Source organism: Microvirga sp. VF16 (genome assembly GCF_016864375.1).
GTDB lineage: Bacteria > Pseudomonadota > Alphaproteobacteria > Rhizobiales > Beijerinckiaceae > Microvirga.
Genome location: NZ_CP069354.1, coordinates 4,126,626 through 4,151,731, shown reverse-complemented (window position 1 = coordinate 4,151,731; position 25,106 = coordinate 4,126,626). Strand labels below are relative to the sequence as shown.

At 61.8% G+C, this 25,106-nt stretch carries 24 protein-coding genes; 13 read left to right on the top strand and 11 right to left on the bottom strand.

Going from position 1 to position 25,106, the window contains the following annotated elements; all coding sequences use genetic code 11:
- Positions 1–106: 106 nt before the first annotated feature.
- Complete coding sequence (locus tag JO965_RS19415) at positions 107–1,240, bottom strand: citrate synthase (RefSeq protein WP_203440648.1); 1,134 nt, start codon at positions 1,238–1,240, stop codon at positions 107–109.
- A gap of 76 nt (positions 1,241–1,316) precedes the next feature.
- On the opposite strand from JO965_RS19415, the gene JO965_RS19410 reads away from it, so the two are divergent.
- Complete coding sequence (locus tag JO965_RS19410) at positions 1,317–2,387, top strand: citrate synthase/methylcitrate synthase (RefSeq protein WP_203440647.1); 1,071 nt, start codon at positions 1,317–1,319, stop codon at positions 2,385–2,387.
- A gap of 790 nt (positions 2,388–3,177) precedes the next feature.
- Here the strand turns inward: JO965_RS19410 and JO965_RS19405 are convergent.
- The 5 genes from JO965_RS19405 to pdxH form a co-directional block, all read right to left on the bottom strand.
- Positions 3,178–3,885, bottom strand: a complete 708-nt coding sequence (locus tag JO965_RS19405; protein ID WP_203440646.1) for a hypothetical protein — start codon at positions 3,883–3,885, stop codon at positions 3,178–3,180.
- Between the two features lie 35 nt (positions 3,886–3,920).
- Positions 3,921–4,043: a hypothetical protein gene (locus tag JO965_RS48940; RefSeq protein ID WP_256451895.1), complete on the bottom strand. Its 123-nt coding sequence runs from the start codon at positions 4,041–4,043 to the stop codon at positions 3,921–3,923.
- 91 nt (positions 4,044–4,134) lie between these two features.
- Positions 4,135–4,551, bottom strand: a complete 417-nt coding sequence (locus tag JO965_RS19400) for a hypothetical protein (RefSeq protein ID WP_203440645.1) — start codon at positions 4,549–4,551, stop codon at positions 4,135–4,137.
- Between the two features lie 11 nt (positions 4,552–4,562).
- The gene (locus tag JO965_RS19395) at positions 4,563–5,285 is read right to left on the bottom strand and encodes an SDR family NAD(P)-dependent oxidoreductase (protein WP_203444266.1); all 723 of its coding nucleotides are present in this window, start codon (positions 5,283–5,285) and stop codon (positions 4,563–4,565) included.
- 102 nt (positions 5,286–5,387) lie between these two features.
- Complete coding sequence (pdxH, locus tag JO965_RS19390) at positions 5,388–5,996, bottom strand: pyridoxamine 5'-phosphate oxidase (protein WP_246776624.1); 609 nt, start codon at positions 5,994–5,996, stop codon at positions 5,388–5,390.
- Positions 5,997–6,096: 100 nt separating this feature from the next.
- Here pdxH and JO965_RS19385 point away from each other — a divergent pair, with 100 nt between their 5' ends.
- The 9 genes from JO965_RS19385 (at position 6,097) to ribB (ending at position 15,615) form a co-directional block, all read left to right on the top strand.
- Positions 6,097–6,522 carry an RT0821/Lpp0805 family surface protein gene (locus JO965_RS19385; protein ID WP_203440644.1) on the top strand — a complete coding sequence of 142 codons (426 nt, stop codon included), beginning with the start codon at positions 6,097–6,099 and terminating at the stop codon, positions 6,520–6,522.
- Between the two features lie 233 nt (positions 6,523–6,755).
- The gene (locus JO965_RS19380; protein WP_203440643.1) at positions 6,756–7,700 is read left to right on the top strand and encodes a DnaJ C-terminal domain-containing protein; all 945 of its coding nucleotides are present in this window, start codon (positions 6,756–6,758) and stop codon (positions 7,698–7,700) included.
- A gap of 134 nt (positions 7,701–7,834) precedes the next feature.
- Positions 7,835–8,659, top strand: coding sequence for an enoyl-ACP reductase FabI (fabI, locus tag JO965_RS19375; RefSeq protein ID WP_203440642.1), 825 nt, complete (start codon positions 7,835–7,837; stop codon positions 8,657–8,659).
- A 24-nt stretch (positions 8,660–8,683) separates the two neighbouring features.
- Positions 8,684–9,277 (top strand): histidine phosphatase family protein, encoded by a 594-nt coding sequence (locus JO965_RS19370; protein WP_203440641.1) that lies wholly within the window; start codon positions 8,684–8,686, stop codon positions 9,275–9,277.
- 48 nt (positions 9,278–9,325) lie between these two features.
- Entirely contained in the window at positions 9,326–9,745 is a 420-nt protein-coding gene (locus JO965_RS19365; protein ID WP_203440640.1) for a hypothetical protein, read from the top strand.
- Positions 9,746–9,920: 175 nt separating this feature from the next.
- Entirely contained in the window at positions 9,921–11,831 is a 1,911-nt protein-coding gene (locus JO965_RS19360) for a potassium transporter Kup (RefSeq protein WP_203440639.1), read from the top strand.
- A gap of 805 nt (positions 11,832–12,636) precedes the next feature.
- On the top strand, positions 12,637–12,810 hold the full coding sequence (locus JO965_RS19355; RefSeq protein ID WP_203440638.1) for a hypothetical protein: 174 nt from the start codon (positions 12,637–12,639) through the stop codon (positions 12,808–12,810).
- Between the two features lie 350 nt (positions 12,811–13,160).
- On the top strand, positions 13,161–14,276 hold the full coding sequence (gene aroC / locus JO965_RS19350) for a chorismate synthase (RefSeq protein WP_203440637.1): 1,116 nt from the start codon (positions 13,161–13,163) through the stop codon (positions 14,274–14,276).
- Between the two features lie 49 nt (positions 14,277–14,325).
- Positions 14,326–15,615: a 3,4-dihydroxy-2-butanone-4-phosphate synthase gene (gene ribB / locus JO965_RS19345; RefSeq protein WP_203440636.1), complete on the top strand. Its 1,290-nt coding sequence runs from the start codon at positions 14,326–14,328 to the stop codon at positions 15,613–15,615.
- Between the two features lie 136 nt (positions 15,616–15,751).
- Here the strand turns inward: ribB and JO965_RS19340 are convergent, their stop codons facing one another.
- The gene (locus tag JO965_RS19340) at positions 15,752–16,693 is read right to left on the bottom strand and encodes a histone deacetylase family protein (RefSeq protein WP_203440635.1); all 942 of its coding nucleotides are present in this window, start codon (positions 16,691–16,693) and stop codon (positions 15,752–15,754) included.
- A gap of 188 nt (positions 16,694–16,881) precedes the next feature.
- On the opposite strand from JO965_RS19340, the gene JO965_RS19335 reads away from it, so the two are divergent.
- Both JO965_RS19335 and JO965_RS19330 read left to right on the top strand, forming a co-directional pair.
- Entirely contained in the window at positions 16,882–17,469 is a 588-nt protein-coding gene (locus JO965_RS19335) for a L,D-transpeptidase (protein ID WP_203440634.1), read from the top strand.
- Between the two features lie 683 nt (positions 17,470–18,152).
- Positions 18,153–21,407 carry a peroxidase family protein gene (locus tag JO965_RS19330; protein ID WP_203440633.1) on the top strand — a complete coding sequence of 1,085 codons (3,255 nt, stop codon included), beginning with the start codon at positions 18,153–18,155 and terminating at the stop codon, positions 21,405–21,407.
- A 93-nt stretch (positions 21,408–21,500) separates the two neighbouring features.
- Here JO965_RS19330 and JO965_RS19325 read toward each other — a convergent pair whose 3' ends face one another.
- The 4 genes from JO965_RS19325 to JO965_RS19310 all read right to left on the bottom strand — a co-directional run bounded on the left by JO965_RS19325 (position 21,501) and on the right by JO965_RS19310 (position 23,698).
- Positions 21,501–21,689: a hypothetical protein gene (locus JO965_RS19325; RefSeq protein WP_203440632.1), complete on the bottom strand. Its 189-nt coding sequence runs from the start codon at positions 21,687–21,689 to the stop codon at positions 21,501–21,503.
- Between the two features lie 131 nt (positions 21,690–21,820).
- Positions 21,821–22,291 (bottom strand): DoxX family protein, encoded by a 471-nt coding sequence (locus tag JO965_RS19320; protein ID WP_203440631.1) that lies wholly within the window; start codon positions 22,289–22,291, stop codon positions 21,821–21,823.
- A gap of 58 nt (positions 22,292–22,349) precedes the next feature.
- A complete protein-coding gene (locus tag JO965_RS19315; protein ID WP_203440630.1) occupies positions 22,350–23,195 on the bottom strand; it encodes a patatin-like phospholipase family protein in 846 nt (281 codons plus the stop codon).
- Positions 23,196–23,203: 8 nt separating this feature from the next.
- Positions 23,204–23,698: a MarR family winged helix-turn-helix transcriptional regulator gene (locus tag JO965_RS19310; RefSeq protein ID WP_203440629.1), complete on the bottom strand. Its 495-nt coding sequence runs from the start codon at positions 23,696–23,698 to the stop codon at positions 23,204–23,206.
- Between the two features lie 187 nt (positions 23,699–23,885).
- Here JO965_RS19310 and JO965_RS19305 point away from each other — a divergent pair, with 187 nt between their 5' ends.
- A complete protein-coding gene (locus JO965_RS19305) occupies positions 23,886–25,106 on the top strand; it encodes a DUF898 family protein (protein ID WP_203440628.1) in 1,221 nt (406 codons plus the stop codon).

Sequence of the window (25,106 nt, the reverse complement as noted above, 5' to 3'; positions counted from 1 at the left end):
ACTGACGCGGCCCTCTGGGTCCGCACGATGCGCTAGCGCTTTGAATGGAAGCGAGACCCCGAGTTCCTGCGAGGCGGGCAGCGGAATTGAGAACGGCCGCCGTTGATCATGAGGAAGATTTCTGCGCCGATGGTTCGTCAGTCGCGACATAACGGGCCCGCGGCCGGATGAGGGCTGCTTGGCTGCGCTGCTCGATGGCGTGAGCAAGCCATCCGGCCGTGCGTCCGATGGCAAAGAGCGTAAACGCAGCGCCCACCGGCAGTCCATAGGCCCGCTCCATCATGACGAGAGCGACATCGATGCTGGGACTGCCGCCGGAGGCACTTGTGATCGTCTTCAGGGTCGTGGCGTCCGAAGCCAGAAGCGGCACGTTCTCCAGAAGTGCCCGCCCTCGGGGATCCCCGTCCGGATAAAGGCGGTGTCGGAGGCCAGGGGGCGACGTCGTTCCGGGATTGTCCAAAAATGCCCTGACCCGCTCCGTCATCCCGCCGTGATAGGGGCCGCTCAGGGTCACGAGCCCCGCGATGATGGCATTGCGCAGGGAGGCACCGGTCGAGGCCGTGACCCGGACCGCGAAGGCGGATGAGCTGAGTTCGTGGTCGGCGCAGAGAACGAGGGCGCGCCGGATCTTATCGGCGGCCTGCGGGGAGGTCTTCCAGACAGAAGCCAAGTGGATATGAATCGGCTCGATGCCGGGATCGCCGCCGCTGGCGGCGGCCGTCATCAGGCGCAGGATCGCCGCCACCTCCGCTGCCCGGGTCTCCCTGGGGGCCGGCTCCGAGAGAAGGCGGACAGCCTGCGCCACGTAACCATGGGGGCCGAAGGCCGGACCGGGCAAAGACCCGGGGATCCGGGAGTGCTTAAGGAAGGCATCCTCGTCCAAGGCGCCGACCAGCAATCGCGCGGTGTCCTCGAGGCTGGCGGTGCGGGCGAGCGCGATGGCGTCCTGCCCGCGATAGAAGAGGTGCCCATCCTTGATCTGCGTGATGCTCGTTTCGAGCACCGGCAGTCCCCAGTCGAGGGCGGTCGCGGCCGCGGCAGCGGGGCGGCGGAAGCGGGCTTTTCGCTCCACCAGCGTCTCCACATCCTCGACGGCATAGAGCCGCTGACGCGAATCGTGCGGCGAGGCAAAGGAGCGAACCAAGCCTCGGCTCACATAGGCATAGAGGCTCGCACGGCTGATGCCGAGGCGGGACGAGGCCTCGTCGGCCGATGCGAGATCGAGGGATGCAGTGCTCATATGTTGATATGTTGATTCAAGATTGACCGCCCGGCAAGACTGGCGCGAAGCTCTCCCGCAACACAGGAGAAAGCTCATGACCATCGGACTTGACGACGTCGTGGCGGCCGAGACTACCCTCAGCCATGTGGACGGTGAGGCGGGGCGTCTAATCATCTGCGGACACGATCTCGAGGAGTTGGCTGGCCGAGTGGCCTTCGAGGATGTGGTGGCGATGTTGTGGAGCGGCCTCGTCCTGGACGCCGCAACCGATCCTCATGCCCTTCTCGGTAGGGCACGGGTGAGGGCTTACAGGCATCTTGCTCCGCTTGCCCCATACCTCGCCGGGCTCACACCGGTTGAGGGCATGCGTCTGCTCCTTGCGAGCCTGCCCGATGCGGAGGAGGACCATCCCGCTCTGGCGGTCGGGGCCGCCGGCGTTGCGGCCGCCATGGCGGTTCGAGGAATGCAGGGTCTCGCACCGGTGGAGCCAGACGCATCCGCAGGTCACGCCGCCGACATCCTGCGCATGATGCGCAACGCACCGATCTCAGCGAGTGAGGCGCAGGCCCTCGACACCTATCTCGTGACGGTCATCGACCACGGACTCAATGCCTCGACCTTCACGGCCCGCGTGGTCGCCTCGACACAGGCCGGCATCCTGTCTTCCGTCGTGGCCGGGCTCTGCGCCCTGAAGGGGCCGCTGCATGGCGGCGCGCCCGGTCCGGTGCTCGACATGCTGGACGCGATCGGTTCCATCGAGAATGCGGATTCCTGGCTCGACGATGCCATGGCACGGGGCGAGCGCCTCATGGGCTTCGGCCACCGCATCTACCGGGTGCGCGATCCTCGGGCGGACGTGCTCAAGGCCGCCGTCGGACGGCTGAAGGGAAAGGGCAACCGCATTTCCTTCGCGGAGGCCGTCGAGGTAACGGCCCTGAAGGTGCTGGAGCGCCGCAAGCCGGGCCGCCGGCTCGACACCAATGTGGAGTTCTACACCGCCATCCTGCTCGACGCCCTCGGCGTTCCGCGCGAGGGCTTCACGCCGCTCTTCGCGGCGGGCCGCGCAGCGGGATGGGTGGCCCATGCCATCGAGCAGAGCCGTACCGGCCGCATCATCCGGCCGCAATCGCGCTATGTCGGGTCCTGGCCCGCTCAGGCGGCGTAATGCTAGTCCTCCGGCCGTTGAAGAAGGCATCCCGCTGCTCCTTTGACATCTTGAGGAGGACTCAAGCTTCCGTCTCAATCCACCATTCCCTAGATCAGGTGCTTCTGGTCGGTGAACTCGGAGATGGTGGTGGTGTCGCGGGAGTAGGTCATATCGCCGTTTTGCGCTCAGGACGTAATTTTTCCGCTTATCCAGGACGTGTCGACCACCTGTGACGCATCTCACAGATCAGTCTTTGCGGAGTGGGCCAAAGTGACCGTTCGCCGTCGGAGAACATCCTCGGCGGAAGCTAGCAGCCTTACTGGAAAGGACGTCTCATGAACGGCTACAATATACCTTACGATTCGAGCGGCAACGAACCGCCTGCAATTGCTGTGGGAGAACCCAATCCGGGAGAACCCATACCCGTGGAGCCGAACGGCGGTCCTGGCGGTGATGTAGGTCCGCTATACGGCGGAAATCCATTGTCACACCTGTTAGAGGATCTCTCATCGTGGTTCCCTTCCGGGAATGACCATGGCGGCGGCTATCCTCCGTTTTATGCAACGCCCCCCGGTTCGGGAGACGGTCCCGTCATCATTCCCGGCTATGCCGAAAATCCTCCCGGTCCTAACGAGCCGCTGGAGTGCTGGTAACTCACCTCAGAGCGTCGCAGGTCAAATCTTGCGACGCTCTCTCGTTGAGTCAGCGGCAAATGGCCAGGGCAATGCTGCCGGTATGCTCGGAGCCGGCACGGTGGTGTCACGGGAGTAAGTCATGGGGAGGGTATAGCGGGGAGAAATGGGGCTGGCTACGCTAGAGAGCCTTTGTCACTTGGCCATTTCACGGAATCGAAGAACCGCTTCGACTCCTCTCGTTCTCGCTCCTGCAAGTGCAAGTAATCCAGCGGTTCACCCCTGGCCACGCTCATCAAGCGTGTCATCGTAGATATGGCCGCTACTACTAGAGCATCTGTATCCCCATCCTTGATGAGTTCAATCGCTGCCTTTTGATCATTATAAGTCCATAGCAATGGGTGCGCGATAAACTTGTCGCGAAAATTGCGAACACGCATGATCTGGTCTGAGGCTTCGATCTCCTTAATAGTCGAAATCGCCTCGTCAATCCGGCTCAATTCTGACCTGAGAACCTCTGCGCTCTGATGGGTTGTACTAAGCTGCTCCTCAACAATCTCTAGGACGTTCGGATCGTCGAGCAGAGCGGCTATTGTGGGTAGACCAAACTTTGGCAGGGCCGCCTTATCCCAGAGGCGGCATACGCTGGAAACTTCGAAATTTGTGACGGTCACCAAAAGGGTGAACACTGGTCGTGGCATGTTGTCGTGCCAGAACTCGGCAAGTGTCGGTAAGATCGCCCGCCTTTGTTCCGAGTAGTTTATAGCTTCATGCAGTAACCTATGGGCGTGATCCAGGTGCGTCAGTGAGATATTTATCCGCTCAAGAGGTGAAAGAGCGGCTATAGCCTGAAGTGGGTTTACCCTTATACTTTTCTTGCTCACACTCACGATTTCTCCATAGCAGTCCGGGGCTTGGACTACCATAGCCCGATTGCCTGCCGCAAAGCCACGCCAAGAGCATAGCCAGGCTCATAGGGCAGGGTCCTGATGGCTGCCTGAAGCAGCACCACGAACAATGCCCCTCGCATGAAGTCCGACACCTACTCCCCTCCCTGTCCGGGAGAGCGGAGGGAGGCGCGGCCTGCCGTCGTGATGCGGTAATAGCCCGGCCCGTGCAGGCGGTGTAGCGTCCTATTGCGCTGTCCCGTCCGGCCGCTGCGCCAGACATGGGTCGAGCACGATGAAATCCGGATTCGGGCGGCTATAGCCGCCCGTGATCGTCACCACCTCGCCGACCTTCATGTCGTTGGTCTGGTAGGTGATGCACAGAACCTTCGGTTCGGGCGCGGTGCCGCACAGGCCGAGATAGGCCAGCGTGCCGTCGAAATGCACAAGGGCGAGGGGGCCGGTGACGCTGAAATCGATCCGGGTCGAGCCCGTCTCGCGATCCTTGGTCAATTCGCGGACTTCATGGCATTGCGCCCGATACGAGGGCTGCATGTCCGGATCGGCGAACGGGTTTTTCTCAGGTTCTTCCTGGCTCAGCGCATCCGATACTGAACCGAGGATCAGCACGGCCGCGACGAGCTGCGAAAGGCGCGGAGTCATGTTTCGTCCGTTCAGACGTGCTGACCACCATTGATGTGGAGCTCCGCGCCGTTCACGTAGGAACTCGCATCCGTGCAGAGGAAGTAGATGGCCTTGGCGACCTCGTCCGGGGTGCCCAGCCGCCGCATCGGCAATTGCTCGACGATCTTCTCCGTGCCGGGCGAGAGGATCGCGGTGTCGATCTCGCCGGGCGAGATGGCATTGACGCGCACGCCCAGAGGCCCGAAATCGGCCGCCATCTCGCGGGTGAGCGCGGCGAGCGCCGCCTTCGAGGTGGCATAGGCCGCGCCTGCAAAGGGATGGACGCGGGAGCCCGCGATGGAGGTCACGTTGACCACCGAACCCTTGGCCTTCGTCAGTTCGTCCTGCAGGCCCCGGGCCAGCATGATCGAGGCGAAAAAATTCACCTGGAACACCCGCATCCAATCCTCATGGGAGGTATGGAGCGCGTCCAGCCGCGAGCCGCCTTCGCCCTTCGGCGAGATGCCGGCGTTGTTCACGAGCGCATGCAGGCAGCTGCCCTCGGCGGCGAGCCGCTCCTTCACCTCCGCGATGGCGCGGCGTGTGTCCTCGGCGTCGGCCAGATCGACCTGGAGGTGATCCTCCGGTCCCATCTCCCACGGGCAGTTTTCGGGAAAGCCATGCCGCGAGCAGGTGATGACCCGCCACCCGGCCGCGGAGAAGCGCTTGACGGTCGCGTGTCCGATCCCCCGGCTGGCGCCGGTGAGCAGCATGATGCGGCGGGAGTTGGGGGTGGAGGAGGACATCAGGTTTCTCGCGTAAGGGGCCAGACCCTTATCCCGGTTCAGGGCTAGGGTCTACGGTTTGGGTCGCAATCAGGGATAAAGCCGTACTTTCCGCCAGCCGTCGCCCTCGCGGGTGAAGATGACCCGGTCGTGGAGGCGGAACGGCTTGTCCTGCCAGAATTCGATCGAGACCGGTTCGATGCGAAAGCCCGTCCAGTAGGGCGGGCGCGGCACCTCGCCGATGGCGTATTTGGCCGTGTGAAGCGCGACTGCCTTCTCCAGGGCGAAGCGGCTTTCCAACGGGCGCGATTGCTGGCTCGCCCAGGCGCCGATGCGGCTGTCGCGGGGGCGGCTCTGAAAGTAAGCATCGGCTTCCGCGTCGCCGACGATGGTCACCGGCCCCCGCGCGCGGACCTGCCGGCGCAGGCTCTTCCAGTGCAGAACGATGGCGGCCTTCTTCTGCCCCAGAAGCTCTTGGCCCTTGTTGGATTCCGTGTTGGTGTAGAACACGAAGCCGTTCTCATCGAAGCCCTTGAGGAGAACCATGCGGACATTCGGCAGCCCGGTCTCGTCGACGGTCGCCAGCGCCATCGCGTTGGGATCGTTGGGCTCCGAAGCCTCGGCCTCCGTCAGCCAGGTCTTGAAGAGCGTGAAGGGCTCGTCCGATTCAGTGAAGTCACCGGTTGTTAACGGGTTCAATGTCTTATCTCGTTCTGTGACTTTTGGTTCTGGGGGGATCCGACGCGTGACGTCGACCAATGCGCGCCGTTATAGATCAGATGCTGGCCGGAGCGAAGCCGTGAAACTGCTGGCGGTCGGTCTGATTGCGCTGTCCACGAGCGCATGCAGCTTCTCCTTCGGACTGTCGGCCCTGGACGATGACGAGCCCAAGGCGACCGGCGCCATCGCGGCCAAGGCGGTCACCCCCCTGTCGGCCGATCTCGACAACGAGGACTGGCGTCGGGCCAAGGCGGCGCTGGCCGTCGCCCTCGACCCGCAGGGCCCCGGCACCCAGGTGTCGTGGGACAATCCCGATACGACCCGCAAAGGCACCTTCACGCCCATGGGCGCGCCTTTCGTGAAGGACGACGAGATCTGCCGCACCTTCTCGGCCAATTTGAGCGGCCCTTCCGCGGCCTCCCTGCACGGTATGGCCTGTCGGCCCTCCGGCGGCGAATGGGCGATCAAGGAGGTCAAGCCTCATAAGGGCCAAGCCAAGGTTTAGCTCTTGCAAGGACAAGCTTTAGCCGTTTGAGGCGTTGCAAACCGGCAACACTTCGACCATATGACCGTCAAAGCCGTTGAGCTCTAGCGCATCGTGCGGAAAAGTGGATCCGGTTTTTCCGCTCCGAACGATGCGCCAACTCAGAAGATAGGCATCGGATATATCCCAAAAGTGGAAGTCCACTTTTGGGTCCGATGCTCTAGGCTCCAATCCGACGGTTCATGGATTCCACAATGCGAAACCCCTACGACGTTCTGGGCGTATCCCGCTCCGCGAGCGAAGCGGAGATCAAGAAGGCGTTCCGCAAGCTCGCCAAGACCTATCATCCCGACAGCAACAAGGACGATCCCAAGGCGAAGGACAAGTTCGCCGAGGCGAATGCCGCCTACGAGATCCTCGGCGATGCCAGCAAACGGGTCCAGTTCGACCGGGGCGAAATCGACGCCGAGGGCAAGCCGCGCTTCCAGGGTTTTGAGGGTTTCGGCGGCGGACGAGGCGGTGCGAGATCCGAGGATTTCTCCGGATTCAGCGGCTTCGGCTTCGGCGGCGGCTCCCGCCGCTCGAGCCGGAGCGGTTTTGGGGCCGATCTCGGAGACGATGTCTTCTCCCAGTTCTTCGCCGACGCCTTCCGTTCGGGAGGGGAGAGCACGCGCCAGAGCCGCGGCCGGGCCCAGAAGGGCGAGGACGTGGCCGCGACCTTGACCGTGACCTTGGAAGAGGTGGCCCAGGAGGCCAAGAAGCGCATCAGGCTCTCCACCGGTCGCGACGTGGACGTGGTGATCCCCAAGGGCGTGAGCGACGGCCAGGTGATCCGCCTGCGCGGCTTGGGGCAGGGGGCTCCCGGCATCGATCCCGGCGATGCGCTGCTCACTATCAAGTTCGCGCCCCATGAGCGCTTTACGCCGGAAGGATCCGACCTGCGCCTGCGGCTGCCCGTCGAGATCGAGGAGGCAATCCTCGGCGGCTCGGTGCGCGTTCCGACCCTGACCGGCTCGGTGGAGATGAAGATCCCACCCATGACCAATTCCGGCCGCACCTTCCGCCTGCGCGGCAAGGGTCTGCCGACCAAGGCGGGTCACGGCGATCTCTTCGTGGCCATGGAGATCAGGCTGCCCGAGGTCGTGGATGAGGAGCTGATGGACTATGCCCGCAAGCGCGCCTCGGCCAAGGCCAAGTAGCAAAGCGTGGTAGAAATTCAGTCCTAAGGCGTTCTGATTGTCTCAAGGGGTGCCAAGAGGGCTTCCCCGTGGTCGCTCGGTCGGCTAAAGAGGCCGTTCTTTATTGACCTGTCCTGTGACGATCTAGGTGAATCATGGCGGAGACGAAGGCCACCGGCATCCTGTCCGGTAAGCGTGGCTTGGTGATGGGCGTGGCGAACAACCGTTCGATCGCCTGGGGCATTGCGCAGGCTGCTCGCCAGCATGGGGCGGAGCTCGCCTTCACCTATCAGGGCGACGCCCTGAAGAAGCGGGTCGAGCCCCTGGCGAGGGAACTCGACGCCCATGTAGTCGGCCATTGCGACGTGACGGACGGCGCCACCATCGATGCCGTGTTCGAGGAAGTGAAGCGCCTCTGGGGCTCCATCGACTTCGTCATCCACTGCATTGCTTTCTCCGACAAGGACGAGCTCACCGGCCGCTATGTGGAGACCTCCGAGGGCAACTTCACCAAGTCGCTCCTGATCTCCTGCTATTCCTTCACGGCCATTGCGCAACGCGCCGAGAAGCTGATGAACGACGGCGGCTCGCTCCTGACGCTCACCTACTACGGCGCCGAGAAGTGGATGCCGCATTACAACGTCATGGGCGTGGCCAAGGCGGCGCTTGAGGCGTCCGTGCGCTATCTCGCGGCCGATCTTGGCCCCAAGAACATCCGCGTCAACGCCATCTCGGCGGGCCCGATCAAGACGCTCGCCGCCTCCGGCATCGGCGATTTCCGCTACATTCTGAAGTGGAACGAGTACAACTCGCCGCTGCGCCGCACGGTCACCATCGAGGAGGTCGGCGAGACGGCCGCCTATCTCGTGTCAGACATGTCCCGCGGCATGACCGGCGAGATCCTGCATGTGGACGCCGGCTACCACGTGGTCGGCATGAAGAACCCGGAAGCGCCGGATCTGTCCCTCGATAAAGAGTAACGTCAGCGTATCGGACTTGAAGAAGTGACCCCGTCCCGCCCCAAGATCTACTTCATTCGCCATGGCGAGACGGACTGGAATCTGGAGGGACGACTCCAGGGCCAGAAGGACATTCCGCTCAACGACGTGGGGCGCGTCCAGGCCGAGGAAGCCGCTCGCAAGCTTAAGGCCCTCGTGCCGCATTATGAGGACCTCGCCTATGTGGCGAGCCCCATGACCCGCACCCGCGAGACCATGGAGATCCTGCGCAAGACGCTCGGCCTCTATCCCGAGGGGTACAAGCTCGACGAGCGCCTGGTCGAGCTGACCTTCGGCTCCTGGGAAGGCATGACCTGGAAGGAGGTCCGCAAGGCTGAGCCGGCACTCGCCGCTCTGCGTGAGCAGGACAAGTGGCATTATGCGCCGCCCGGCGGCGGCGAGAGCTATGCCATGCTGGTCGACCGCATCCGCCCGATCCTGGACGATTTCACTCGCGATACCGTGGTCGTCGCCCATGGCGGCGTCGCCCGGGCCTTCCTGTCCATTTCCTGCGGGGTGAACGCCCGCCAAGCCGCCAGCATGGACATCTGGCAGGGCCGGGTGCTCGTGATCGAGGGGCGCAGCTACCGCTGGGTGTGACAGAAGGCCGTTGAGACAACCTTCGCCGCGTTCCCGCGTTGACAGGTTATGCAATACGTCTGCGATGCTCCAGGGACGAAGACTTGGTTCCGGATCGAGACAGAAGGCGAGGCTGCGCTCGAATCGGACGCGATGGGCCACGCTGTCGAGAAGCACTTCCGACACGCCTGGGAGACTGCCGCCAACAGCTATCAGGCGACCTCAAGTCCATTCGTCGAGCAGAATATCGGTCTCAAGGCTCACATCCAGCGCGTCATGCCGCTGTTCCTGACGCTGCGAGATGCGGAGGGCGTGGCTCTCGTCACGGCGATGCTGCCGCCGGGCGGCGAGGACGATCCGGATTTCAGGATCATCATCGTCGGCCCTGAGAACCGCGATCCTTACCCTGAGCATGGCGATGCTATCGCCGCGCTGGGCGATCACTTCGGCCTTTTCCTCGACCGCGACCACTGCTTTCCGTATCGGTGAGTTGTCCGTGATTTCCCCTCTTCCGTGCGGGAGAGGGAGAAGCGCCGCGCCGGTGTCAGGTCTCATCCGATAAAGAACAGTGCCGCGCCTCTTCCTCATCCAGGAACTGAGCAGTATTCTCCCGGTTATACCTGAGCGCGGAAGCCGCATGGACTTGCCGTGCATTCGGACCGTCATGGCTACAGTCGCTGACGCCCATGCTGATGACGCGAGAGCCGGAATCGCCTCACGGGCGGTGGTCCTCGGCGCCCTGGGCGTCGTGTTCGGCGATATCGGCACCAGTCCACTTTACGCATTGAGGGAAGCGGCGGTTGCGGCCAATCACGGTGTCCTATCTCCGGCAACGGTGATGGGAGTGCTGTCGCTCATTCTGTGGTCGCTGATCGTTGTCATCTCGATCAAGTACTGTCTGTTCATTCTCCGGGCCGACAATCGCGGCGAGGGCGGGATCATCGCATTGCTTGCGCTGTTGGGCGTCCGGCGCATTCAGCCGGGCTCCTGGCGCATGTATCTTACCGTCATCGGTCTCATCGGAACGGCTCTGCTCTATGCCGATGGTACGATCACGCCTGCCATTTCCGTCCTGAGCGCCATCGAAGGCCTTGCCGTCGATGCGAAGGAGTTCGAGCCCTATGTGCTGCCGATCACGATGGCCATTCTGGTGACGCTGTTCTCGGTTCAGCGCATGGGCACGGGACGGATCGGGCGCATTTTCGGTCCGTTCATGCTGATCTGGTTTTCGGTGCTGGGTCTGCTTGGGCTTGGTGGGATCGTGGCCGCTCCGGGCGTGATTGCCGCCATCAACCCTATCTATGCGCTGGCCTTTCTGATCGAGACGGATATCGCAGTCACGCTCGCGGTCCTTGCCGCCGTTTTCCTCACCGTGACCGGCGGCGAGGCGCTCTATGCGGATCTCGGCCATTTCGGTCCGGCTCCAATCCGCAATGCATGGTTCTTCATTGTCCTGCCGGCCCTCATGCTGAACTATTTCGGCCAGGGGGCTCTGCTGCTGACGAATCCGGGCGTGATCGAGAGCCCGTTTTACCATCTCGCTCCCGATTGGGCGCACTATCCGCTCGTGGTCCTTGCCACTCTCGCCACGGTCATCGCGTCGCAAGCCGTCATCACGGGCGCTTTCTCGCTGACCCAGCAGGCGATCCAGCTCGGATTCATGCCCCGGATGCGGGTCATTCATACGTCGAGCCACGAGCGCGGACACGTCTATGTGCCCTTCGTGAACTGGACTCTTGCCATGCTGACCTTCGTGGCGGTCCTCGGCTTCGGCTCGTCCAGCAATCTGGCCGGTGCCTATGGTCTCGCCGTGTCGCTCGACATGGTGATCACGACGATTCTCGCGACCTTTGTCGCCCTGCATTGGGGCCATAGACCAATTCTCGTCTATCTGCTCAACGGAACCCTGCTGCTGGTCGATCTGGTCTTCTTCGCCGCCAACACAACGAAGCTTCTGGAAGGTGGCTGGTTCCCGCTTCTGATTGCATTGAGCGCGGCGTTCATGATGCTGACGTGGCGCAAAGGGCAGCAGCTCGTCCAGCGGGCGCGGACGCATCTGCGCATGTCCACGAAGGATTTCCAGCACTTGCTGGAGCGTCAGCCGCCGATCCGCATCCCGGGAACCGCGGTGGTCATGTCCGCGTCGACATCAGGCGTTCCCGGAACTCTTCTGCATCACTTGAAGCACAATAAGGTGCTGCACGAGACAGTGTTCCTCGTCTCGGTGGTGGTGACCGATGAGCCGACCGTCGAAGGAGATGAGCGCGTTCATCTGATGCCAATCTGCGAAGGCGTTCAGCGTCTGGTCCTTCGTCTCGGCTTTACCGAGACACCCGACGTCCCCACGGCGCTGCGTCTCGCGGTAGCTCGCCTCAACCTGCCCGATCTCGACCCCGACACCATCACCTATTATGTCGGCCGCCAGACGGTCGTAGCCTCCAAGAAGCTCCCCGGCATGGCCTTCTGGCGCGAGGTGATCTTCGCCATGCTGAACCGCAACGCCGAGCTGACGGCGGATTATTTCTGCATCCCCGCTGCGCAGGTCGTGGAGATCGGAAGTTCAATCGAGATTTGAGTGAGCGCCTCGCGCTTTCTCACACGAGAGGGAGATAGGCGCCGGTGCCATCTTCGGCGCACGAAGTGCGGGAAGGGGATCCAGAGTACGGAGTGAGAGAGTGGATTCCCGTCCCCCGCGATGGCTACGCCATTCCGGCCGGGAATGACACTGTCATCAAACCCTCTGCCGTCATGGCCGGGCTCGACCCGGCCATCCACGTCTTTGCAACGTTATGGTCCCAAGGCGTGTATCCCCGGGCCAAGCCCGGGGATGACGCGATGGGTGCTTAGGCAATGTTCTCATTTTGTTCTTGACAATGATCCTAACCTCAGCTATATCATTGCCTCAGATCTGCTCCTATCGAGGGGCGCGCTCGCGAGGCGTCGCAGTGTGGGAGCAGGCACGGTCCCGTGCACGCACTGAACGCAGGTGCGGGTGACGGGAGGCCCAGGATGTGGGTTGGTGGTCGGGATCGGTCGCAGGCCGCCGTCGCGCAGACGGTCACCGCCGGCGGCGGTCGACTGAGCTGGCCTCTCCTGTCCGCCTCAAGAAGCCGTGCGCGAAGAGGCAGTTCGGCTCTTCCATCCCACACCAGACATCGAGCCGGGCTGCCTGTCGCGCCACCCTCGATCAACCCTCAGGCTCGCAGCTCACGCTGCGGGCCCACAGGTGCTGGCTCTGACAATGGCCGACAACCAATCCCGGATGGACAGAGACGACTACCGCTGAGTGCAAGTTCCGAGTGCTCATTGCTACCTGTTGTTGTGGTCTTTCTGAGAATATGCTCTTAATAGATACTTTGTTGCAATTTCAGGAGTTCGTTATGTCTCGCATCGTTGCCGCTGCAGCGGGTTTGACCCTGCTAATGAGTTCCGCCTCCGCCGAGACCATCGAGCGGACCGTCAAGGCGAATACGATTACCGCCATCGGCGGGTTCCTCGCCTACGAGATGAATACCTGCTATCCCTCGAACATCCCCGATGTGAAGGTCCGCTAGGCGCCTGCCAGCGGAACCATCCAGATCCGTCCCCATGAACAGACACTCGGCAAGGATACGGTCTGTCCGGGCACGAAGGTTCGCGGCATCGCTTATGTCTACACGCCGAGAAGGGGCTTCAAAGGCATGGATGAGGTCGTCCTCGACATTCCCTGGAGTTCGACCGATGTCGGTCCTGAGACGATCATGACCCGGACCTATCGGATTCGCGTGGAGTAACGCCGGGCAGGTTGCGGTGGTCGAAGAGGCCAGCGGTCGATCTGGAAGCGGGAATGCCGAGAGGCAGATTGCATCGCGCGTGACACCGGGGCGCTTTGGTTCTAAGACGCCCTGAACATCGAAGAAGCGCCATGTCCCACAACACCTTCGGCCACCTGTTCCGCGTCACCACCTTCGGCGAAAGCCACGGCCCCGCGCTCGGCTGCGTCGTCGATGGCTGCCCGCCGATGATCCCGCTCGAGGCCGCCGAGATTCAGGCGGAGCTCGATCGCCGCCGTCCGGGCCAGTCGCGCTTCACCACCCAGCGCCAGGAGCCGGATCAGGTCAAAATCCTGTCCGGCGTGTTCATCGATGAGCGCACGGGCCGGCAGGTGACGACCGGAACGCCGATTGCGCTGCTGATCGAGAACGTGGACCAGCGCTCCAAGGATTATTCCGAGATCAAGGATTCCTACCGTCCGGGCCATGCCGATTTCACCTATGACGTGAAATACGGCATCCGCGATTATCGCGGCGGCGGTCGCTCCTCGGCCCGCGAGACGGCGGCCCGCGTGGCTGCCGGCGCCATCGCCCGAAAAGTGCTGCCCGGGGTCACCATCCGCGGCGCTCTCGTGCAGATGGGACCGCACGCCATCGACCGCGGCAACTGGGATTGGGAGGAGGTGGCACGCAACCCGTTCTTCTGCCCGGATGCGAAGGCGGCTCAGTTCTATGAGGACTATCTCGACGGCCTGCGCAAGGACGGCTCTTCCATCGGTGCGGTCCTGGAGATCGTGGCGGAGGGCGTGCCGGCGGGCCTCGGCGCTCCGATCTATGGCAAGCTCGATTCCGATCTCGCCGCAGCGCTGATGTCGATCAATGCAGTCAAGGGTGTCGAGATCGGCGACGGCTTCGCGGCAGCAAGCTTGCGCGGTGAGGAGAACGCCGACGAGATGCGTCCCGGCAACCAGGGTGCGCCGACCTTCCTGTCGAACCATGCCGGCGGCGTGCTCGGCGGCATCTCGACCGGCCAACCGGTGGTGTGCCGCTTTGCCGTAAAGCCGACCTCGTCGATCCTCACTCCGCGCTCCAGTGTCACCCGTACCGGCGCCGAGGCCGAGGTCCGCACCAAGGGCCGCCACGATCCTTGCGTCGGTATTCGGGCGGTGCCGGTGGGCGAGGCCATGGTCGCTTGCGTTTTGGCAGACCATCTCTTGCGCCATCGCGGACAGGTCGGGCATGGAGCCTCTTGGCCCTTCGAGCTCTGATCCCCAATTTTAGTTTTACTAAAATCGGTTCATCGGCTAAGCCCCCGGCATGAGACTGGCTGAATGGTTGTCCCGCAACAAGGTGTCGCGCGTCGCGTTCGCGCGGCGGATCGGCGTCACTCCTGGCGCCGTCACCCAGTTGTGCAATTCGGGGCAGGCCTGGCTCTCCCGGGACACCGCTGAATTGATTGCCCGTGAAACCCGAGGGGCCGTTACGCCCAACGATTTTCTGCCTGAATCCGCCAAGGAGGCATGGATGCCCCATTCCGTCACCGAAGCCATCGAGGCTTTCGCCCGCGGTGAAATCGTCATCGTCACCGATGACGACGACCGCGAGAACGAGGGCGACCTCATCGTCGCGGCCTCCCTCTGCACGCCGGAGAAGATGGCCTTCATCATCCGCAACACCTGCGGCATCGTCTGTGCCCCGCTCACCGTCGCGGAGGCCCGCCGCCTGCGGCTCGACCCGATGGTGCAGGCTAACGACGCGCCGCTCGGCACTGCTTTCACCGTTACTGTCGACGTGAAGCATGGGCTGACCACGGGCATCTCGGCCGAGCAGCGCTCCAACACCGTGCGGGCGCTCGCCAACAACAATATGGGCGCGGCCGATTTCGTGCGTCCCGGCCACGTCTTCCCGCTCATCGCCAAGGATGGCGGCGTGCTCATGCGCTCCGGCCACACGGAGGCTGCGGTCGATCTGTGCAAGCTCGCAAACCTGCCGCCGGTCGGCGTGATCTGCGAACTCGCCAATGACGACGGCACGGTGATGAAGGGGCCGCAGATCGATGCCTTCGCCGAGAAGCACAATCTCAAGCGCATTTCTGTCGCCGACCTGATCGCCTACCGCCAGGCGCGGGAAAAGCTCGTCGAGCGCATCGGGACTTTTCCGGTGGAGACCCAGTGGGGCTCGTTCACCGGCTACGCCTATTCGACACCCTTCGACAGCGTGCAGCATATCGCGCTCGTCCATGGCCGCATCGGCGACGGCACGAACATTCCGGTGCGCCTGCACCGCGCCAATGCGCTGACCGACGTCTTCGAGGGCGGCAAGACGGTCAACGCGGCTCTGCAGCGTTTCGTGAAGGAAGGCAGAGGCGTTCTCGTCTATTTGCGCGACGGCACGGCCGGCGTTCCGACCACGTCCTTCTCGGAGCATGACGAGACAGGCTCGGAAGCGATGCGCTCGAGCCAATGGCGCGAGATCGGTCTCGGCGCGCAGATCCTGCGGGATCTCGGTGTTGCGTCGATCCGCAATCTTGCGACGTCGAGCCGTTCCTATGTGGGCCTGAGCGGGTTCGGGATCGAGCTCTTGAGCCAGGAACCGATCGAGTGCTGAGGCCGGCTCCCTAAAATCTCCTCGCGAGATCACCGGCCTTGTGCCGGTGATCTCGATCCGTAAAGCGCTGAGCCTCATAAAGGCGAGATTGCCGGGACGAGCCCGGCCGTGACACATGTGATGCGTGGGACCTCGTTTAAACGCCCGTCTCACGTCCCATGAGGGCGTCGAGATGAAAGGCCGTCGATCTCGCAAGGCCTTCGAGGTCGTAACCGCCTTCGAGGACGGAGACGATCCGCCGGCCGCAATGGTGTTCTGCGAGATCCATCAGCTTCTGCGTCGCCCAGGCGAAATCCGATTCCGTCAGGTTCAGGCTGGCGAGCGGATCGCGCCAATGGGCATCGAAGCCGGCCGAGATGATGATCAGGTCGGGCGCAAAATCATCGATGCGCGGCAGGACGACGTTGTCCACCGCCTCGCGGAATGCCTCGCTGCCGTCGCCCGCGCCCAACGGCGCGTTGACGATGGTGCCGTGCTCGCCTCTCTCAGAGAGGGCACCGGTCCCGGGATAGAGAGGGGCTTCATGGGTCGAGCAATAGAGCACGCTCGCATCCGACCAGAAGATGTCCTGCGTGCCGTTGCCGTGATGCACGTCCCAGTCGAAGATCGCGACCCGTTCCGCCCCATGGCGCTTCTGGGCATGGCGCGCGGCGATGGCCGCGTTGTTGAAGAAGCAGAAGCCCATGGCCCGGATGCGCTCGGCATGATGCCCCGGCGGGCGCATCGCCACGAAGGCATTGGTCGCCTGGCCGGACATGACCTCGTCCACCGCCAGCACCGCGCCGCCGGCTCCCCGGAGGGCAGCCTCGTAAGTGCCCGGCGACATGAGCGTGTCCTCGTCAATCCTGACTAACCCTTCTCGGGGGCTGATATCCCGAAGCCGGACGATGTATTCTTCCGGATGGGCGAGGGCGAGGCTCTCCATCTCCGCCATCGGCGCCTGCTCGCGGATGAGCGAGGTGAAACGCTCCTTCTCCAGCGCGCGCTCGATGGCGCGGATACGGTCGGGCCGTTCGGGGTGCCCAAGCGGTGTCTGGTGTTCGAGGCTGGCCGGGTGGGCGATGTAGAGCGTGGACATGAGCATTCTTGAATAGAGATCACCACGAGTGTCGCAGCGTCACGAGCGGCTGTCTATGTTGTTGTGATGCAACACCTTCCGATGCGGAGCCGTGCCATGGTGTGTTTCGATTCGACTTAAGGACCTCGCGGTCTATAACCCCGACTGAAACGACTATTGGCCCAAGCTGAGTCTGCAGAGCTTACACAATGCGCCTTTCCCGTCTGCCCCTTCTTTTGACAATGATCGCGGCTCTGGCCGGATGTAACTACAAGGGCATCCCAGATCCCCAGGTCTCGACCCGCGACACGGAGTGGATGGCGCAGACTCCGAAGGCTGAGGACGATCCTCGCTTTGGTCGATATCTGATCGATGACCCGACGGGTGAGGCGCCGGGCACCATCGTGGTCGATACAAAGGAACGCCAGCTCTACTACGTGCAGGCCAACAAGAAGGCGATCCGCTACGGCGTCGCCGTCGGCGACGAGGCTTATGGCTGGGCCGGCACGGCCACCATTGCCCGCAAGGCGGAATGGCCCGACTGGAATCCGCCGGCCGAGATGAAGGCCCGCTGGCCGCACGTCCAATACACGAAAGGCGGCCCTGAGAATCCGCTCGGTGCGCGGGCGCTCTATCTCTACGAGGGCAACAAGGACACGCTCTATCGCATCCATGGCACGAATGAGCCAGAGAAGATCGGCCACGCAGTGTCCTCGGGCTGCATCCGGATGCGCAACATCGATGTGATCGACCTCTACAACCGCGTTGCCCTGAACACGAAGGTCATCGTCCGCTAATACATCAGCTCGGAAGCAAACCCCGCTTTCGGATTTCATCCGATGCGTCCTTATCGAGAGGCGCATCGGAGAAGCTCTTCCAAACATAAGCACTAGATTCGCGATTCATACAGCTTAGCTGTTCCGGGGTCGAACGGAATGCAATCGCCCGACGTTCTGTCGCCTTTGCTGTTCTTCCGCATGTCATGCCGAGCTAGCCTCCAGCGAAATACTGGGCATACGCAGGATATTGCTTGGTCTTGGAAAACAGCTCTGTGTCCAGCTTGGCTATGAAGCATTTTCTATTGGCTTAGATCACATTTACGTGGTTGAGCCAGAAGGCATGAGCGCGCTTCTTCTACCGACGGATTAATCCGGCCGTTCGTTATGCTGAGTTATCGTATATCAAAGCTGAGGCCTGAGCCTTTTCGATCTTGCTACAGCTTCGCTTTGATCTACGCAGTTCGAGTTGGGGTGTCATTATTCGATAAGATCATTTAAGTAAACTAAGTTTATTACTTTTAAATAAACCCATGATAATTGCCATTATGGCTGTGTTGTTTTCATAAAATATGCACGAATGTTCATATTGGAAAGTAATCGCTCTGCAATTACAGAATTTTTGGCAAGTTTTTAACTTATGATCGCCACAAATTCTGGTCCTACTCCTCCGTCCCACCGGGCCAATTCGGAGGAGACATGTCATGTTGCTCATTCGGTCCGATCTCGACTTCATCCTCTCCCAAATTCTCCAGAGCGAAACGCACACGCCGATCAACGATCCTTCCCTACCGTTCGGGCTTCGAACGGTCAGCGGCACAGGCAACAGCATCGTATCCGGCCACTACGACTACGGCGCCGCCGATCGTGTCTTTCCCCGCCTGACCGATGCTGAATTTCGTGAAGCCGAGAGCGGGACGTCATACGAGCAGGTTCTTAGCGACACGAGAGTGATGGATTCGGAACCCCGCACCATCAGTAACCTGATCGTGGACCAGAATGGAGACACCAACCCGGCAGCACGCGCTGTCGATGAGAACGGGGACGGCCTGATCGCCAATGTGGCGCCCGACGCCGGCGCGGCGCCGTTCAATCAATGGTTCATCCTGTTCGGCCAGTTCTTCGATCACGGCCTCGATCTCGTCAACAAGGGCAAGAGCGGATCGGTCATCATTCCATTGCAGCCGGATGATCCGCTCTACGTGGCCGGCAGCAATGAAAATTTCATGGTGCTGACGCGGGCGACCAATCAGCCGGGACCTGATGGAGTGGTCGGAACGGCAGATGATATTCATGAACACACCAATCAGACCACGCCGTTTATCGATCAGAACCAGACTTACACCTCGCATCCCTCGCATCAGGTGTTCTTGCGCGAATATGCACTCGATGCGAACGGCAAGCCGGTGACCACCGGGGCCTTGCTCGACCATGCCGGTGGCGGGCTTCCGACCTGGGGCGATGTGAAAGCCCAGGCCAGAACTATGCTCGGCATCGAGCTCACCGACGAGGACGTGACCAACATCCCGCTGCTGGCGACCGACGAATATGGCCAGTTCCTTCGGGGGCCCAATGGATTCGCGCAACTTGTGCTGCCGGGTGAGGACGGGCGTGCAGGCACGGATGACGACATTCTTGTCGAAGGCGATCCCTCGGCTCCCGTGAAGACGACCGGCGCTGCCCATACGGGCCACGCCTTTCTCGACGATATCGCGCACGACGCCATTCCGACCGGAAAAGTTGCCGACGGCGACCTCGAGGTCAGCCTCGCCAATCTCGACGGCTCGGACACGACCGGCAATTACGATAACGAACTTCTCGACGCGCATTTCATCACGGGTGACGGGCGTGGGAATGAGAATGTCGGTTTGACGGCGGTGCATCACATCTTCCATGCCGAGCACAACCGGCTGCTCGATCATATCAAGGATCTGATCCGCGCCGAGTTGCCCGCCGATTCCGATTTCGCGCGCCAGTGGCTGCTGCCGGGAGCAGACCTCACCGATGGCATCCAGGAGAGCGAATGGAACGGCGAGCGGTTGTTTCAGGCTGCGCGCTTCGGCACCGAGATGCAATATCAGCATCTGGTGTTCGAGAATTTCGCGCGGCGCATCCAGCCCAATATCGACGAGTTCGAAGCGCACAACGTCAATATCGATCCTGCTATCGCGGCGGAGTTCGCGCATACGGTCTATCGCTTCGGGCATTCCCTGCTGCGGGAGACTGTCGACCGCATCGATGCCGATGGTAATGTGGTCGATGCGGATCCCAATGCTGCGGGCGATCAGCAACTGAGTCTCGTGGGCGCTTTCTTGAATCCAGTGGCTTATGCGCAGCGGGGCATATCCGGCACTGCAGCGGGAGAAATCGTGCGCGGCGCGACCAATCAGGCGGGTAACGAGATCGATGAGTTCGTGACCGACGCCCTGCGCAACAGCGTCTATGGATTGCCACTCGATCTTGCCGCCATCAATCTCGCTCGCGGTCGGGATACGGGCATTCCCTCTCTCAACACGGTGCGCGAGCAATTTTTTGAGGGAACTAACGACTCCGATCTTAAGCCCTATGAGAATTGGGCAGAGTTCGGTGGCAACATCCGCCACCCCGAGTCGTTGATCAATTTCATCGCGGCCTATGGCATTCATCCTCTTCTCGATGAGGCCACGACGGCGGCGGAAAAGCGCGCCGCAGCAACCGTGATTGTCGAGGGGCGAGATGATGATCCTGCGACGGCCGAGAATGAGAGTACTGCTTCGGACACCGACTTCCTGAATGGAACCGGAGGCTTCGCAGGACGTGAGACAGGCATCGACGATATCGATCTGTGGATCGGTGGGCTCGCCGAGAAACCCTTGGCATCCGGCGGCCTTCTCGGTTCGACGTTCAACTTCGTCTTCGAGACGCAGATGGAAAAGCTGCAGAGCGGGGATCGCTTCTATTACCTGTCGCGACTGGAGGGCACCAATTTCCTGACACAGCTCGAAGGAACGTCCTTCTCCGAACTGGTGATGCGAAACACCGGCGCGAAGCATCTTCCCTTCGATGTCTTCTCGGTGCCGGACTACACGATCGAGATCGGCGATCCTTCGACCTATCCGACAGGCGGCTCGGTCGGAGTCGTCTGGCGCGATGGCTGGATCACTTACAATGGCACAGCCCATGTGGTGATGGGTGGGACCGAGCGGATCGATCGCGTAAGGTCCGGCGCCGGTGACGACACGCTCTGGGGCGATGGCGGCAACGACGTGCTCGTTTCAGGTCTTGGGAACGATGCGCTCATCGGCGGCGACGGCAACGACAGAATGTCGGGCGAGGGCGGAGACGATTTCTTCAAGGGTGCGGGCGGAAACGACAGCATGGAAGGAGGGGCTGGAGACGACCTGCTCGTCGGTCTGGAAGGCCGTGATCGCATCTGGGCCGGTGCCGGCGACGACGAGGTCTTCGGCGGCCTCGACAACGACCACATCGACGGCGGCAGCGGTGAGGACGAACTGCTCGGGAACGAAGGCAACGATTGGATCAAGGGCGGAGCCGGCAACGATCATCTGATCGGCGATAACGGCAATCCATTCGGTGAGCCGTTGGCGGACACTGACACGGCCGCCTTTTCCGGCCGCTTCCGCAACTACACCATCAAGCACAGCGCCGACGGCACCGTGACCGTCACCGACAAGGTAGGAAAGGACGGAACCGATACTCTCGAAAACATCGAGAAACTGCAGTTTTCGGATCGGTCGATTCTCGTCGATGATGGATTGGGATTCAAGCATCAAGCAGTTGCGGACTCGGCGACGCAAGACATTGCTGCTGATTTTGAAGGCTTCGAGTCAAGTTCGTCCGAGGATGGACAGGCGCTTTCGGGCTCTGCAGGTGATGAAGCCGTTACTCTGGATCTGTCGCATTCGGAGCCCAGCCCGCAACCACTGTCGTTCGGTTCAAGCGATGTCATTTTGGCCTGAGCGGAACGAGTGACGTGGCGGACGCATAACGGTGGAGCTGCCCAACATCAGCAGGGTAGCTCCACCTCAATATTCGGGTCGGCTGGAGTCAGCTTAATCCAGCACGGCTTCCTTGCGCAGGATTGCAGGAAGCTCGGAGGTCTTCGGACGGCTCTGCTGGAACTTGGCAGCCTGGACGGCTGCGGCGAGAGCGGGCAGAGCGACGGCCTTGAAAGCCGGAATGGAATGGGCGGCGTTCTGTTCGCTCGGTCGGATATCGCGGTCTGAAGCTTGCTGGGTCATGAATCCTCTCTGGAAGTCAGGCTGTCTTGGCAACCTGCTGTTATGATCTGCAGGGCTGTGACCGCTTTGGGGCGGACCTGTGATCATGTGCTGGCTTGGCTGCAGATGAACTCTTCAAGCTGAATCAACCCTTAACGGTGCAACATTCCTGCCGAGGCTGCGATTAGTCTCTGAGCATCTGCAGTCGTCTGGGATGCAGGTCTTGGACGCAGGGCGAGGATCGACACCAGAATGAGCGCGCCGATCATGCCCACATGCTCACCGGCTGTATGGAGCGCCATGACGGCCCGCTCGCCCTCAAGGCGCCAGAAGGCATGAACGATCAGGATGGTCAGGAAGGTGAAGACGCCTAGAGCTCCGGCACCGAGCCAGGTCCAGCGCTTCGCGATGATGAGGGCGGACCCCGTCAGCTGAACGAAGATCGTGAGGCCGTTGAAAAGCCAGGCCGGCTCCAGACCAAACTGACGCATCTCCGCCACGCCGCCCGGGAAATCCAGGAGCTTGATGAGACCACTGGCCCAGAACGGAAAGGTGAGCAGAACCCGGGCGGCAATTTCCGTTCCCCGATTTGAGAGCAATGTGTCGATCCAGCGTGGCGTCATGATGGCTTCCCGTTGCTGACGTTAGGACAGGTAGGGGAGCTTCTAAGGTCAAGCTTCGTTACAAGCTGTGCGCACCCGCACCTTTTGCAAAGGCCTCGCCATCCCTCAAACCCATCTCATAGGCTTTGCGGATGCCAGCAGGATTGGTGATGTCGAACTGCCCGATGGGGACCGGTTCGGAGGGCTGGATATAGGTGCGGCCCTTCACTTTCGGGAAGGCACGATAGAGGCGCGAGAGAATGACGAGGGTTTTGCCGCCCTGCTCCTCGACCGGGAGGAGGGGTTCCGTCGGCACGTTGTCGACAAGCCCGCCATCGAGCGCCGCCATGCCGCCGATACGACCGACAGGCATAAAGGGCGGCACGCTGGCGCTCGCCATCAGGGCAGCCGACAGTTCAGCCGGGGAGGTGAGATCCTGCACCTGGACGAATTCCGGCCGGAAGCCCAGAACGCGTCCGCCGCGCGGATGAACGGGAGAGCGCCATTTCTTCTCGATCTGATAGGTCGCGATGCCGAGCGGAATGGCGAGCGAGAGGGGCAGGCGGCGCGGCTTGCGGGCAAGCCCGATCAGGATGCTCGGGCCCTGCTTCAGGCGTTCCAGCGCATTCTCGTTGATGATGGCTTCGATCAGGCTGCGATACATGAGCGAGACCGGCCAGGGCGAGCCTTCGCTGCGCCAGGCGCGCCATTCGAAGTTGCGGCGCCCGAGGCTACAGCCTTCCGCCACCATCTCGTTCACACGCCGTCCGAGTCCGAGAAGGCTGTAGCAGGCGGACCAGGCGCCCGCGCTCACGCCGACGACCATCTCGGGCTTCAGGCCGAGCAGGGGCGCGGCCGCTTCCCAAAAACCGCCCTGCCAGTAGCAGCGGTTCCCGCCGCCCGCGAATGCCACCGCATCGAACATGGATGGTCCTATCGAGGTTTGGAGGCTGGGGGGTCTTCTTCTGCGCGCGCCCGATCCCGCCAGGCCAGAACGATGCGCTCCAAGTCGGCCAGATCCTGAGGTGGGAGCGTTCCGAGCGTGCGCATGACATAAGCCCGTTGCGCCGCGATCCCGCGATTGGCGAGGTCCCGTCCCTTCGATGTCAGGTAGAGGGCATTGGAACGCCGGTCGCCGGGGATCGAACGCCGCTCGGCGAGTCCGGCCTCGACCATGCGGTCGAGAAGTCCTGAGACGTTGCCCTTGGTGACGTAGAGCCGCTCCGCCAGTTCCTGCTGGCTCATGCCCTCGCGCTCCGTGAGTGTGGAGAGCAGATCGAATTGCGGGATCGACAGGCCCAGCTCTTTCAGTTCCGTAGCAACCGCGTTCGTCGCCCGGCGGTTCAGGCGGATGAAGCGAAACCAGATCCGCAACGGGTCGGCGGTCTCGATGGAGGAAGGGGCTGGCGAGAGAGACGTCAAAGGCATCAGGCTCCTGATACGGGCAAATAGTTTACATTGAAACCGTTGCGCCCGTCACCCCTCGAACAGGAAGCGGGCATTTACCAAGAAATTGCTTTGGATCCCCGAATGGCAGGGCAACTTGCCGCACGATATGTTCTATTGTTGACTTGCCGTGGTAAGAATGAGGCAGAACACCTTTGAAGGTTTCCTCATGACTGCCTCTCTTCATGCGGATGGATCGCTTCCCGCATTGCAAAGCTCACCCATGTCCTTCTCCGGACAGGGCCGCGAATTTCTGAAGCTTCTGATCACCGGAAGTCTTTTCCAGATTCCGACATTTGGCTTTTATCGCTTCTGGCTGATCACGAAATTGCGCCGTCACCTGTGGGCCAATACTCAGGTCGAGGGCGAAGCATTCGAATATACCGGCACGGCCAAGGAGCTGCTCATCGGCTTTCTCATCGCCCTGGCCGTTTTGGTGCCGCTCTATATTGCGTACGCGCTTCTCGGTGTCATTCTCGAGGAGCAATACGCGTTCGCCAGCGTGCCGCTCGTCGTCATCATGTATGTGCTTGCCCACTTCGGCAGCTATCGCGCCCGCAAATATCGCGCAAGCCGCACGGTTTTCCGCGGCGTGCGCTTCTGGATGAAGGGATCGGGCTGGGCCTATGCGGCCAGGGCGGTTCTCTGGGATCTTGCAACGCTTCTCACCCTCGGTCTCGCCCTGCCATGGGCGATGGCCGCGCTCGAGCGCTACCGGATGCGCCACACGTTTTTCGGCAGCATCCAGGGCGGGTTTGCGGGAACCGGCTGGGCGCTCTTCAAGCGCGGTTGGTGGGTTTGGGCCCTCGGCCTCGTTCTGCTGGCCTTTACCTTTTTCGTCTTCGTCATTTCGACCCACATTGCCACGGGGAGCGGCAGGCCCGCCTTGCTGGCCATCACCTTTTTGCTGGGTCTGCTCATTCTGAGCCTCCTGCCGCTCGCGTTGGCCATCTTCACCCGTTGGCACATCGATGGATTGCGCTTCGGCGACGTCACGGCGGTTAGCGATTTTCGGATCGGCACCTATTACGGCTTGTTCTTCAAGCTGATCTTCTCGTCTCTCGGCTTCCTGCTGGCCTTCGGCCTCGTGGTCGGATTGCTGGGCTTCGTCTTTGCCGCTGTTTTCAAAGAAGCGATGGCGGCAGCAGAGGGTTTTTCCTGGGTTTCGGTGAGTGCCGGCCTCTTGGTGGCCATCGGGTATCTCGTGGCCTTGCTCGGACTCGGCGTCCTTCAGCGCTACTTCCTCGGGCGCGGGCTGTGGGCTGCCATCGTGACTTCAACGACGATCACTAATCTGCATTCTATCGATGCAGCCGTGGCGGCTGGCAAACCGGCCGGCGTTCTGGGAGAAGGACTGGCCGACGCTCTCGATTTCAATGTCGGCATATGA